The 12,637-nt window shown below is 73.8% G+C and carries 7 protein-coding genes and 2 pseudogenes; 3 read left to right on the top strand and 6 right to left on the bottom strand.

Annotated elements, in window-relative coordinates; all coding sequences use genetic code 11:
* Positions 1–39 precede the first annotated feature (39 nt).
* The 4 genes from ACFZCP_RS23080 to ACFZCP_RS23065 all read right to left on the bottom strand — a co-directional run bounded on the left by ACFZCP_RS23080 (position 40) and on the right by ACFZCP_RS23065 (position 6,005).
* Positions 40–1,119 carry a methyltransferase gene (locus tag ACFZCP_RS23080; RefSeq protein ID WP_391429462.1) on the bottom strand — a complete coding sequence of 360 codons (1,080 nt, stop codon included), beginning with the start codon at positions 1,117–1,119 and terminating at the stop codon, positions 40–42.
* Complete coding sequence (locus ACFZCP_RS23075) at positions 1,116–2,747, bottom strand: DHA2 family efflux MFS transporter permease subunit (protein ID WP_391429460.1); 1,632 nt, start codon at positions 2,745–2,747, stop codon at positions 1,116–1,118. The genes ACFZCP_RS23080 and ACFZCP_RS23075 overlap by 4 nt, the downstream gene beginning before the upstream one ends.
* Before the next feature lie 6 nt (positions 2,748–2,753).
* Positions 2,754–4,448: a 2-succinyl-5-enolpyruvyl-6-hydroxy-3-cyclohexene-1-carboxylic-acid synthase gene (menD, locus tag ACFZCP_RS23070; protein WP_391429457.1), complete on the bottom strand. Its 1,695-nt coding sequence runs from the start codon at positions 4,446–4,448 to the stop codon at positions 2,754–2,756.
* Positions 4,449–4,520: 72 nt separating this feature from the next.
* Positions 4,521–6,005, bottom strand: coding sequence for a UbiD family decarboxylase (locus ACFZCP_RS23065; protein ID WP_391429455.1), 1,485 nt, complete (start codon positions 6,003–6,005; stop codon positions 4,521–4,523).
* A gap of 837 nt (positions 6,006–6,842) precedes the next feature.
* On the opposite strand from ACFZCP_RS23065, the gene ACFZCP_RS23060 reads away from it, so the two are divergent.
* Both ACFZCP_RS23060 and ACFZCP_RS23055 read left to right on the top strand, forming a co-directional pair.
* The gene (locus tag ACFZCP_RS23060) at positions 6,843–7,139 is read left to right on the top strand and encodes a hypothetical protein (protein WP_391429453.1); all 297 of its coding nucleotides are present in this window, start codon (positions 6,843–6,845) and stop codon (positions 7,137–7,139) included.
* Positions 7,140–7,314: 175 nt separating this feature from the next.
* A complete protein-coding gene (locus ACFZCP_RS23055) occupies positions 7,315–8,616 on the top strand; it encodes a cytochrome P450 (RefSeq protein WP_391429451.1) in 1,302 nt (433 codons plus the stop codon).
* Positions 8,617–8,691: 75 nt separating this feature from the next.
* On the opposite strand, the gene ACFZCP_RS23050 is transcribed toward ACFZCP_RS23055, so the two are convergent.
* Both ACFZCP_RS23050 and ACFZCP_RS23045 read right to left on the bottom strand, forming a co-directional pair.
* Positions 8,692–9,249, bottom strand: a complete 558-nt coding sequence (locus tag ACFZCP_RS23050) for a GNAT family N-acetyltransferase (protein WP_391429449.1) — start codon at positions 9,247–9,249, stop codon at positions 8,692–8,694.
* A 75-nt stretch (positions 9,250–9,324) separates the two neighbouring features.
* Positions 9,325–11,383 (bottom strand): annotated as a pseudogene (locus ACFZCP_RS23045) (FtsX-like permease family protein).
* Here ACFZCP_RS23045 and ACFZCP_RS23040 point away from each other — a divergent pair.
* Positions 11,321–12,064 (top strand): annotated as a pseudogene (locus ACFZCP_RS23040) (sensor histidine kinase); the annotation flags it as partial. The pseudogenes ACFZCP_RS23045 and ACFZCP_RS23040 sit on opposite strands and share 63 nt — an antisense overlap.
* Between the last annotated feature and the right edge of the window lie 573 nt (positions 12,065–12,637).

The raw sequence follows: 12,637 nt of genomic DNA, 5'->3' as shown, positions 1-12,637 counted from the left end.
TGGTCAGGCGGCCGGAGGCGGCGGCGCGCCTGGATCTGATTAAGCGGCAGTAAATTCCAGTGCGCTTTCTCCCAACGGGTCGGTGGCCGGCGCGGGATGCACGGAGACGATCCGGAAGCCCGCCTTTTCGGCCAGCGCCCGGTATTCCGCCGCCGTACGGTTGCGGCCCTCGACCATGGTCAGCATCAGCAGGTCGTACACCTTGGCGGGGCTCGGCCCCGGGCCCGCGGGGACGACCTTCTCCAGGACCACCAGACGGCCGCCGACGGGCAGTTCGGCCCGTACCGTCCGCAGAATGTCCAGCGCCCGGTCGTCGCTCCAGTTGTGCAGACAGCGGGCGAGGACGTAGAGGTCGCCGCCCGGCGGCACCCGTTCGAAGAAGTTCCCCTCGACCGGCGTCACCCGGTCGGCGAGTCCGGCCCCGGCGAACCGGGTGCGGGCCTGTGCGATCGCCTCGGACAGTTCCAGGAGCACACCGCGCAGGCCCGGCCGGGCGGCCAGCACCTCGGCCAGCAGGTTGCCGTCGCCGCCGCCGACGTCCACCAGGGTTCCGACACCGGTCAGGTCGACGGCCGCCCAGGCGGCCGGCACCGCGGCGCGGCTGCCGAGCGCGGCGTTGAAGGTGCGCGCGACGTCGGGACGCTCCTGGAGGTAGCTGTACATGGAGGTGCCGTGCACATGGTCGAAGGCAGGGGTCCCGGTCCGCAGTGCCGCCACGAGGCCGCCGAGGGAGCGGAAGACCTCCTCTCCGAGCATCAGCGTGGTCTCGCGCAGCGAGCGCGGTGCGTCCGAGCGCAGCAGCGCCGTGGCCGGTGTCAGGGCGAAGACGTCCTCGCCCTCCTGCTCCAGCAGGCCCGATGACGCCAGTGCGCGCAGCACGCGGTGCACCGCGTCGGCGTCGGCGTCGCAGTCGCGCGCGATCCGCGCGGCCGTCAGGGGCCCGTCGGCGAGCAGGTCCGGGACGCCGAGCGCGGTGATCGCGTACAGCGCCTGTGCCGTCCAGGAGCCGGTGAGCACGCCCAGCAGGGTGCGCTGCGCGTCGGACGCCGCTGCGGCAGCGGACGCCGGTGCCGCTGCAGATGCCGGTGCCGCGGCGGATGCGGGGTGCGTGTCGTTCATGCGGAGGTCACTTCCACTCGGAGGTCGTCGGGGTTCTGCTCGCGGCGCGCGGCGGAGCGCACCGCGAGACAGCACACGGCGGCGAGCGCGGTCATCGCGACGGGCAGCACGACGGTCTGCCGTACGGCGTCCACGAGCCCGTGGGCCATCGCGTACCTGCCCGCCTCGCGCAGCTGAGCGGCCGCCGCCCGGGGGATGCCCGGCGGGGCCGCGAGGTGGGAACCGTCGCCGCCGGCCTCCACGGCGCTGTCGGCGGCGCGCCGCAGGGCGGCGGTGAACGGCGCGCGGTAGCCGGCCGGCAGCGACCGCGCCCGCTCCGTGGCCCGTTCGCCGATGGCCGTGGCGAGCCGGCTCTGCAGCAGCGCACCGACCGCCGCGGTGCCGAGGACGGAGCCGAACTGCCGGTTGGAGTTGAACACCCCGGATGCGGAGCTGTTGAGTGCGGGCGGCACCCCGTGCATGGCGATGGCCGGCATCGGGGCGAAGGTGCCGCCCATGCCGACGCCCGCGACGACCAGCGGCGGCAGGAACGTGTACCAGGCCGATTCGGTGGTGGCGACGGCCGCCGGCCAGGCCATTCCGGCGGCGAACAGCAGCAGCCCGCCGAACAGGATCCAACGGCCGTCGACCCGGTCGGTGAGTCTTCCGGTGAGCGGCGCCAGCAGCATCGACACCAGGGCGGCCGGGGCCAGGGTCAGCCCCGCCCGCAGCGCGCTCATGCCGAGGGCGGCCTGGAGATAGAGGTTGAACAGCAGCAGGAAGCCGAGCATGCCGACGTTGACGGCGCCGCCGACGATGTTCATCAGCGCGTACTCGCGGTCCTTGAACAGCGCGAACGGGATGAGCGGATCGCGGTCCTGGACGCGGGCCTGCGTCCACAGGAACAGCGCGAGCAGCACCACGCCCGCGGCCAGCACCAGGGGGATGCTCACGAACGACCGGATGGTGCCCCAGTCGTAGCGCTGCCCCTCGACGAGCCCGTAGCACAGCGCCGTGAAGGCCAGCGTGCACAGCAGCACCCCGAGCGGGTCGAGCCGTCGGGGGCGCGTCTCGCGCATCTCGTCGATCACGGCGAAGGTGCCGAACAGCACCACGATGCCGATGGGCAGGTTGATGAGGAAGATCCAGCGCCAGCCGAAGGCGGTGACCAGCAGCCCGCCGAGCGTAGGCCCGGCGATCGCGGCGAGGCCCGCCACCGCGCCCCAGACCCCGAAGGCGGTGCCCCGCCGTTCGGGCGGAAAGGTGTGCGCCAGGATGGTCAGGGTCTGCGGGATCAGCACCGCGGCCCCGATGCCCTGGACCGTACGGAACGCGATCAGCTGGGCCGGGTCCTGGGCCAGGGCGCAGGCCACCGAGGCCACGGTGAACAGGGCCGTCCCGGCCGCGAAGGCGAGCCGTGGACCGCGCAGGTCGCCGACGCGCCCGGCGGTGACGAGCAGGGCCGCCAGCGCCAGCGTGTAGCCGTTGACGACCCACAGGATCTGGTCGAGGGACATGCCGAGATCGGAGACCAGGTCCGGGATGGCGATGTTGACGATGGTCAGGTCCAGCAGGGGCATGAAGTACCCCACGGACACGACCGTGAGCACGGCCCAGGGGTTGCCGCGCCATGCGCGCGCCGGTGCCACGGCCGGTCAGTCCGTGGCGGCGGAGCCGGCCGCGGTCCGGGTCAGCGCTTCCGTCACGCTCTGCGCCACCGCCTCGGCCAGGGCCCGGTGGAAGGCGCCGTTGGCCTCCCGGTCGGTGATCACCTCGACGAGGCGGGGGCCGCCCTCGTGCACCGCCGCCAGGACCTCCGCCACGGACCGGGCCCGGGTGCACGGCCACCCGGCGGCGCGGGCGACGTCGGTCACCCGCACGCCGTGCGGGGTGCCGAAGACGGTCTCGAAACAGTCGGACGGCACGGTGCGGGGAGTCATGGAGAAGATGCCGCCGCCGTTGTTGTTGATCACCACCAGTGTCAGGTCGGGCCGTTCCGGTGCCGCCCCGGTGAGCAGGCCGTTCTGGTCGTGCAGCAGGGACAGGTCACCCAGCAGCGCGACCGCAGGGCCCGCGCCGGACCGCTGGTGGGCGTAGGCGGCGCCGAGCGCGCTGGAGACGGCGCCGTCGATGCCGCTCAGACCGCGGTTGGCGAGCACACGGAGGTCGGAGCGCGGGCGCATGGTGCGTTCCACGTCCCGCACCGGCATGCTGGAGCCGGCGAACAGCAGCGATCCGGAGGGCAGCGCGGCCGTCAGGTCACGGGCCACGCGGGCCTCCGTCAGACCGCCCTCGTCCAGGGTGCGGTCGAGGGTCTCCAGCGCCGCCTTGTCCGCGTCCTGCCACAGTCGCAGCCAGTCCGGATCGCTCTCCGGCTGCCGTGGCGCGCCCAGCCGGGACACGACCCGGGTGGCGGTGCGGGCCGGATCCGCCCAGTCGTGCGCGGGGTCGACGACGACGAGTCGTGGGGCGGAGCCGAGGAAGTCCAGGAGGGCGAGGTTGACGCCGGGCCTGCCGACGCTGACCACCAACTCCGGTGCAGCCAGGGCCCGGAAGCCGGGGTGGGCCAGCAGGTAGCCGTAGGTGGTGACGGCGTTCGGGCCCTGCCGGGCGCCGCTCTGCGGCTCTGCCAGCAGCGGCCAGCCGACCTGCTCGGCGAAGGCCACCGCGGCCTGCGGGTCGGCCGCGGCGTCACCGGCCACCACCACCCCGCGGGCGGGGACCTCCAGCGGCTCCGGCTGCGGGGGCGTCCGCGTGATGCGCACCGCGGGCCGCCGCTCGCCGGACTCCGGGCGCAGCCGGTCGGGGCCGCCCGGCTGCGCGGTGTTCTCCAGCGGGTCGGGCAGCGTCAGGTTGATCTGCACGGGCCCGCCGGCCGCGGCCTCGGCGGCGGCGCGGGAGAGAACGGAGCGCCAGTAGCGGGTGGTGGCGGCGTCGCCGGGAACCGAGTCCAGCTCGGCGAAGAACGAGGTGGCCTGTCCGAACATGCGCGTCTGGTCGGTGGTCTGGTTGGCGCCGGTCCCCCGCCACATCGGCCTGCGGTCCGTGGTCACCACGATGAGCGGGACCCGGGCGTGCCGGGCCTCCAGGACCGCCGGGTACAGATTGGCCGCGGCCGTCCCCGAGGTACAGGTCACCACCGCGGGGCGGTCACCGGCGCGGGCCAGGCCGAGGGCGAGGAAGCCCGCGGAGCGCTCGTCGATGCGCACGTGCAGCCTGAGCAACGGGTGGTCGTACAGGGCGGCGGCCAGCAGCCCCGAGTGCAGGCCCGGGGAGATGACCGCGTCCGTGACGGAGCACTGGGCGAGTTCGTCGGCCACGACGGCGCTGAGCTGGTCGGAGAGGTTCATGGTCTCCCGGTTCTCGTGGGGTCGGGTCAAAGGCACGGGCGGCGGGCGGTCGGCGGGCTGCGCGGCGGACGGTCAGCGGGCCGCACCGTGCCACAGGGCGAGCGCCCGCTCCCGGACGTGTTCGGGGAAGTTCTGGGCGAACGCGGTGCTCACGGGGCGGCGCTCCTCCTCCGGCGGCAGCAGGCAGTCGTGGGCCGTCTTGGATCCGCTCAGCGTGCGGAACTCCTCGGGCGTGTAGTTGATGTGCAGCGGCGTGAACAGCTGGTCCTCGAAGAGGACCAGCCCCGCGACGGGATGGCAGCGGGTGGCGGCCGCCCAGGACAGATCGCGCAGGTCGGTCGGATCGATGTCGTCGTCGAGGACGAGCACCCGGGTCACCCAGAAGCCGACCTTGGGCCGCAGGACGACGCTCGCGATCGCCCTGGTCAGCATGCGGGTGGTGGTGTGGATGCCGCCGCCCCACTGACGCCACCTGCGGGGCACGGTGACCGCGGCCACCGTGCAGCACGCCTCCGGCAGCAGCCACACGGCGCTGACCGGCAGACCGGCTCGGCGCAGATTGCGCAGGACCTCGGCCGAGTGCGTGGGGCCGACGACGGTGTGCACCTCCTCGACCGGCTTGCCCGCCGACACCACCGGCAGGATCGGGTCGTCGCGGTGGGTGATGGCGCTGATGTGGAACACCGGGCGCGGGCGCGGCTGCCCGGAGATGTAGCCGTAGAACTCCCCCATCGGCCCCTCGGGCACCGTCTCCTCCAGCGACACCGTGCCCTCGACGACGATCTCGGCGTCGGCGGGGACCTCCAGGTCGACGGTCCGGCACCGCACCACACTGAGCGGTTCCCCGAACCATGCGCCGAGGAAGCCGGCTTCGTCGCATCCGGACGGCAGCGCCATGCCCCCGGCGAACGGGATCGCCGGATCACCGCCCTGCACCAGCGCGGCGGGCATCGGCTCGCCGCGCTGCTGCCACTGGGCGTAGATCTTCCCGATGTCCTGCGGCGGATTGATCATGACGGCCATACGGCGGCCGTCGGCGGCCATGACCCGGGTGACGGCCCAGTTCGTCCAGGAGCCGTCGGGCGTCCGTACGACCATGCTGCCCCAGGTGTTGACGTACCGGCCGCCGTCGCCCGCGTGCACGAGGGGCACCGGGAAGGCGTCCAGTGAGGCGTCCTCGCCGAGCAGCACGTTCTCCTGGCAGGGGCCGTCGGCCACGGTCACCGGCGGGACCGGCTCGGTGTCCAGGGCCGTGGCGATCTCCTCGACCAGGTCCAGCGGGCGGGTGTACGGGTCGAGGCCGAGCGAGACGGCGACGCGGGCCCAGGGCGCCTCCGGGAGCGAGCTGAGCGCCGCGGGAGCGCCCAGGATGCGACGGCCGGGTCCGTGTCCGCGCAGGTGGTTGAAGAGCTGTGCGGGCAGCCGGTTCTCGACGCCGTGCCGGACGACCGCGCCGACTTCCAGGTGGGGGTCGACTTCCTCGTCGAATTCGCGCAGATCACCCAGCTTCCGCAACGCGTCGACGTAGTCCCGCAGGCTGGTCAGGTGTGTCTTCATACCGGATTCGCACCTCGTGGGCCGCTCGGTTCGCTCCTGCCGTGCCGCGGGACGCCTACAGCATCTCCCGGGTATGCTCCAGTCAATTTCTAGCCATCAGCCCGTAATTGCCGTCCGTGTCGGTGGGCCTCCGGTGTTCCCGTGAACTCACCGGGTTTCGGCACGCATTTCAGAGGCTAACGATCCGCTGCAGCGGCCCTCAAGAGCTCCCCCATTCCCTCGGGATTCCCTCAGGTAAAGTGCCGGATTTCCCGCAGGTGAACCTCCGAACGCGCGAAGCGCCGCGACAGCGGCGTGAGGGCGACGACTCAGCGGAGTGAGGGGACGGCCGGGGGGAGGGGAGCAGGGGGCGGCCGAGGGCGTGAGGGTGACAAGCCGGCGGACCGAAGGGACAGCCCCGCAGCGTGAGGGTGGCAACTCACCGGCGGGCGGGCCGAAGCTCGGGGCGCGTCAGGACGAAGGCGCGGCGGCATGAGGACTGCGCCCGCCGAACAGGGCATGGCCAGAACGGTCACCAGCACATGGGCCTCCTGACTCGCGTACCGATAGGGCGAGTTGGGGCCGACGAGCCGGAGGTGGACGCCGCCGCGGCCCCGCGTGCGGGGAGTTCACCGTGATCGGGGTGTGGCTGGACATGGCCGCCCATCTGCGTGGCGTCGGCTGGGGGTCGTACCGCTGCGTGCCTTTGGATGCCACTGCATGCCACTGCGTGCTACTGCGTGCCACTGCATTCCCTCTGGCCCGTGCGGCAGCGAGGCCATGTCCTCTTTGACGGCGCCTCACCTAATCGGCGGCGCTCGGGGCGAAATCGGCGGCAGGGGCGTGCATGGTGATCGCATGAACACTGCACAGCTGAAGCACCCCAAGCATCCTGCCCACTCTATGAAGACCCTTTCCCGGATCCCCCGAATAGTCGCGGTGAGCGCGGCCCTGGGCCTCGGCTGTGTGGCAGGGGCGGCATCCACCGCATCCGCCGTCGCAGCGACGCCCCACCCGCACGTCGCCACCGACGCCACGGCTGCCCGGACACTTCCGGCCCACAGCCACGGCCCATACGGCATGCAGGGCAGATGGGTCGGCCACGACGACTACGGCGACGACTGCGACGGCCTCATCGTTCTCCTTTGTCACTGACGGACAACCGGCGGCACATCCTGCCGTCCACCCGTCGAGGTGACACCATCCAGGTCGTGGGGGGGCCCCCCCCCCCCCCCGGGGGGGGGGGGCGCCCCCCCCCCCCCCCCCCCGACTCCCGGCCACGCTGCCGACGACATCGGCCTGGACAGGTACGACAGCCAGGGACGATCTCATGGGCCGAACGAATGAGCCGCCGCGGCTGCCCGAAGGCAGCTTCGCGGCCTGGAGCCGCGACCGGCTGGCGGTGGCGCGCCGCGGCGCCGACGAGTGCGGGGACGTCTGGCAGCTGGAGCCGGGTGTCTACGTAGCCGCCGCGGCCGGGCCGTGTGAGGCGGTCCTGCGGCGCGCGCACGACTTCCCCAAGGCACCCTCGCCCCTCTTCCCGCCGCCGAAGCGGTCGAGCGGAGCACCGACGCCCGAGGAGCGCGCGCACGCCCACGCCGCCCGCATGCGCGGACTGCGCCCGCAGGAGGTTGCCGCCCGGGTCGGTGAGATCGCGCCCAGGACCGCTCGATTTGTCGACGAGTGGCCCACGGACCAGGACGTCGAGATTCTCCCCCCGGTCCGGCACGCCCTGGCGGAGATCGGCGTGCGCTACCTCTTCTCCGAGGACGCTCCCGCCCTGCTGCCCCTCGCCGCACAGCTCTTCCTGGCCCGGGAGGTGCTCGTACGGCCCTCGCGCTGGGCATGGCCGCGCTGGATCCCCACACCCGCACGGCGGTTCCGCACACGGCAGCAGGTCGCCTTCACCGACGCTCTGCGGCCCATCGTCCGCCGGCGCCGTTCGTCGGGTCGGCTCGGTGACGACATGCTCGGACAGATGCTCCGGCCCTCCTCCCGCTACGGCCTGCTGCCGGAAGAGGCCGTCCTCGACACGCTCCCCGCCATCACCGTCGCCACCTTCGAGACACCTTCCCGGGCAGCCGGATGGATCCTGCTCCACCTGGCCCGGCACCCCGAGGCGGCGGGCCGTGTCGCGGCCGAGGCCGCCCTGCTGCCCGCGGACCCGGCCGCGACGACCGGCACCCACCTCGACGGCCTGCGGTACACCCAGGCACTGGTGCGCGAGGTGCTGCGGCTGTACCCCCCGAGCTGGCTGCTGACCCGGCGCGCCACGCGAGAGACCCAGCTCGCCGGCTACACCATCGACGCCGGGTCCACCGTTCTCGTCTGCCCCTACACCGCCCAACGCGACCCACGGGAACACGCCGAGCCGGACCGGTTCCGGCCCGAGCGCTGGCTCGACGATGCGGACTCGCCGGCGAAACCCGGGGCGTTCCTCTCCTTCGGTACCGGGCCGCACGGCTGCGAGGGAGCCGCCCTGGCCATGGCGATGCTGACGCTCCTGACTGCGCAGACCGCCCGCCGCTACGACGTGAGCGAGCCGTCCGGACCGGAACCCGGCTACCAGGTCGCCACCTTCGAAGGCCTCGCGACCGTCGGCTTGCGCCTGCGTGCGACCCTGCGTAGCTGAGGGCGGCGTTCCGCACGCCCCACGCCCCACGCCCCACGCCCCACGCCCCACGCCGCGCACGCCCGGACGGCAGGCTCAGGGTTCGCTCATCGTGTGCCGCTGGTCGAACTCGTCGGCGAGCATGCCCATCATGACGAGGTCGTGGTGCCGGCCGGCGAAGAAGACGTGTTCCCGCAAGCGCCCCTCCTCGGTGAAGCCGAGCCGGCGAGTGAGCGCCAGCGATGCCTCGTTGTGGGCGAGGACCGCTCCCAGGCATTTGTGATAGCGCCGCTCGGCGAACATGAAGCGCAGCAGCAGCACCATGGCTTCTGCCGCGTAGCCCTTGCGCCGGTGGTCGGTGCCGATCGTGACGTCGAACTCGAACCAGCCTGAACGACGGCCGGTGCGATGAGAGCCGACTGCGCCGACCAGTTCCCCCGTGGCCGTCGTCTCGACCGCGAGCCGGAAGCAGTCGTCGTCGCACTCGGCAACGGCCTGCTCCTTCGCCCAGGCGCGGTAGCTCTCGGCGGACCGTGGCAGATCCAGCCGGCTCCCTCGCCCCCCGCCATCGTCGGAAAAGCGCTTGAACGCAGTCCAGTCGTCGGGCTCGACAGCGCGTAGGCGTACCCGTTTACCAGTCCAGGACGATGCCATGCGCTATTTGATCACGCTGCGGTGCGCGCCGGACCGAGAGGCACGCCGAGGCAGGTGCTGCCCGCCGCGCAGCCGTCATCGGGGCGCGCCCCGGCGCAGCGCGAGGGCCGCCGGGACGGTCGCGGCGGTCACGGCGAGCAGCGCGCAGGCGGCCACTGCGCCGCCCGTCACCGTCCAGGGGAGGCGGACCGTGACCGGGGCCGACAGCAGGTGCAGCGCGGCGGCGAGGCCCGCGAGATGCAGTGCGGCGGTGAGCAGGCCCAGCAGGGTGCCGGCCGCCACGACCGTCAGTGATTCGAGGGCGACCAGCCGCAGCAGCTGCCCCCTGCTCGCCCCGGCCAGCCGCAGGACGGCCAGGTCGCGCAGCCGGTCCGCGTTCGCCATGGCCATGGTGTTGGCCACACCGATACCGGTGTGGAGGAGCGCGATGCCCAGCACCAGCAGGAGCCCGAGCCGGGTGGTGCGGTCGTGCGCCGGGTGCGTTGCCCTGATCCACTGATCCCGGGTCAGCACACGCGCGTGTACGGGGCGTACGGCCGCGCGCAGTCCGGCGGCCACGGCGGCCCGGTCCGCGCTCTTCGCCACGGCGGCCTCGACGCGGTCCACGGGCGCGCCCGGTGCGTTGTGCGGGGTGACGTAGACGCCGTTGTCACCCGTGCCGGTGGCCATGATCGCGGCGATCCACAGCGTGCGCCGGGTGCCGTCGCCGAGCCGGACGGGGACGCGCTCGCCCACGGTGTGCCGCTGCCACTCCTCGTTGACGATGATCGAGTCGTCGTCGAGCGCGGTGATCCTCCCGGCGGTGAGCGGCAGGCGGGCGGTGGCGGCGAGCGCGGCCGGGTCGGCGGCCCGCGCCTCGGACCTGATCAGGGCCACGCCGTCCTCCATTACGAACACCTCGTCCGAGGCGGTCGGGGACACCTCGGCGCCCGGCACCGTGCCGGCGCAGGGCCGCCGTGTCGAAGCCCGCACCGGACGGCGGGGTGACGACGAACGCGGCGGCCGTCCGCGCCCGGGCCTCGGCGGTCCTCGCCGCCTCCAGCGTCGCGGGGCCGGCGGGCAGCGTGGCCGCGAGGGCGACCGTGACCAGCACCGGCGCGGCGATCGCTGCCGTGCGCCGCACGGCACCGGCCGCGCTCTCCCGGACCAGCAGACCCGTGGCGCCGGGCAGCCGGACCAGTGCGCGCAGCAGGCGCCGCACCAGAGCCGGTGAGAGCAGCGCGACCGCGCCGGTCAGCAGCATCGGGCGGCTCACGTACGACTTGCGGTGCAGCAGCTCGCCCGGGTCGCCGGCCAGCGCCGTCGCCAGGGTGACGGCGGCCGTCAGCAGCAGCGCCGTACCGGCGAGCCGCCGGCCCCGGGTCGTCGCGCGGGTGTCCACGTCGGCCTCGCGCAGGGCCTGGAGGGGGCCGGTGCGGCCCGCCCGCCAGGAGGCGGCCAGCCTCCGCACAGGGCGACGAGCAGCCCGGTCCAGAAGACCAGCTGGTATGGCCACAGGGGGGTGCCGAGGCGGAACCAGGGCGGGGCGAGGCCCTCGGCGACGACCCGGGCGACCAGATGCGGCGCCAGGTACCCGCCGAGCGCGCAGCCGGCGGCCGAGGCGAGCACGCCGGCCGACAGGGTCTCCGCGGTGACCGCCCGGCGGATCTGGCCCGGGGTGGCTCCGGCGGCGCGCAGCAGCCCGAACTCCCGCCGGCGCCGGGCGACCGCGAAGGCGAACGTGGACGCCACCACGAACACCGACACGAAGGCGGCGACGCCGCCGGCCGTGCCGAACAGGGCGTTCAGCGCGGTCAGCGCCGCACGGTCCCGGGCGGGGCCCGCTTCGGCCCTGCGGCGCGCGTGGCCGGACAGGACCCGGGCTCCGGTGCCCCGTACCGCCTCCGCGACGGAACGCGGGTCGGCGTTCACGAGCAACTGGGCCACATCGGGGTCGAGTCGGGCGGCGCGCGCATCGGTGTAGAACACGGCGTCCTCGAAGCCGCGCGCGGACGGCCCCCACGACCCGCACCGGCCCGCGGTCGGTGACGAGGCGGCTGCCCGGGCGGGCCCAGTCGCCGGTGACGACGACCTGATGGCGACCGCCGACGGGGGCCGGGAGGTGAAGGTCCTCAAGGTGTGGACGCTCACCCAGTGGCCGCAGACCGTCGCGGCGGCCCTGGCCGGTCTGCTCCTGCTGGTGTGCGGCGCCTATCTGCTGGGCGCGGCGGCGGGCGCCCGGGCCGCGCTGACCCGGCTGCTGCTCGACCCCGGACCGAGCGAGCGGGTGGTCGAACTCACCCGCTCCCGCGTGCGGTTGCTCGACGCCTTCGAAGCGGAACGCCGACGCATCGAACGCGACCTGCACGACGGGGCCCAGCAACGGCTCGTCGCTCTGACCATGACGCTCGGTCTGGCCCGTCTGGACGCACCGCCCGGACCGCTGGCCGGCCAGCTCGCCAAGGCGCATGAGGAGGCGGGGCCGGCCTTCGCCGAACTGCGCCGGCTGATCCACGGAATCCATCCCAAGGTCCTGACCGACTACGGTCTTCAGGCCGCCGTCTGCGATGCGGCGGACCGGTCCGACATCCCCGTGGACGTCGAACTGGAGCTGCCCGTAAGGCTGCCCGCGGCCGTCGAGTCCGCCGCCTACTTCGTCGTGTGCGAGGCGCTCGCCAACGTCTTGCGGCACAGCGGCGCGACGCACGCGCGCGTCAGCGGCGGATACCGCGACGGGCGGCTCCTCCTGCAGGTGCGCGACGACGGGCGGGGAGGCGCGCGGGCCGGCGCGGGCAGCGGGCTGACCGGGCTCGCCGACCGGGTGTCGGCGCTCGACCCACCGACGGGTGCTGGCGGTGCTGGCGTTCCTGCGGGCGTGAGGCCCGGTTCTGCGGGGTTGCGGTGGTGTGGAGTTGCCGTGGTGCGGGGGTGCCGTGGTGCGGGGGTGCCGTGGTGCGGGGGTGCCGTGGTGCGGGGTTGCAGTTCTGCGGGGGTTTCGGTCGTGCGGGGACGTGGACGTGCGCGGCCGTGGTCCTGTCAGGAGGGCGGGCGTGCGGGGCCGCTGTTCCGTGCGTGCGGCGGGCGTGCGGGTCTGTTGTTCTTTGAGGGGGACGGGCGTGCGGGTCCGTTGTCCTGTGCGTGCGGCGGGCAGGCGAGACCGTGGCGTCCTGTGAGGGCGGCGGGCATGCGAGGCCAGGGTTCTGTGAAGCTGCGGGCGTGTGCTGCCGGGGCCGCGCGCCGCCGGACGCCGGCGGCCCGCGGCCGTGCGAGAGCCCCGGTCCTGTGACGTCGGGATCCTGCGGGGGCTCAGGCGCGTCGGTGCTGAAAGTTTTCCACAGGTGCGGAGTTATCCACAGGGTCTGACGCCATTCAGCCGTCACCTGTACGGTCTGCACGAGTTGATGTCCGA

Origin of the sequence: Streptomyces sp. NPDC007971 (assembly GCF_042958635.1) — a bacterium.
Taxonomy (GTDB): domain Bacteria; phylum Actinomycetota; class Actinomycetes; order Streptomycetales; family Streptomycetaceae; genus Streptomyces.
This window is presented reverse-complemented; position numbering and strand designations above follow the sequence as displayed.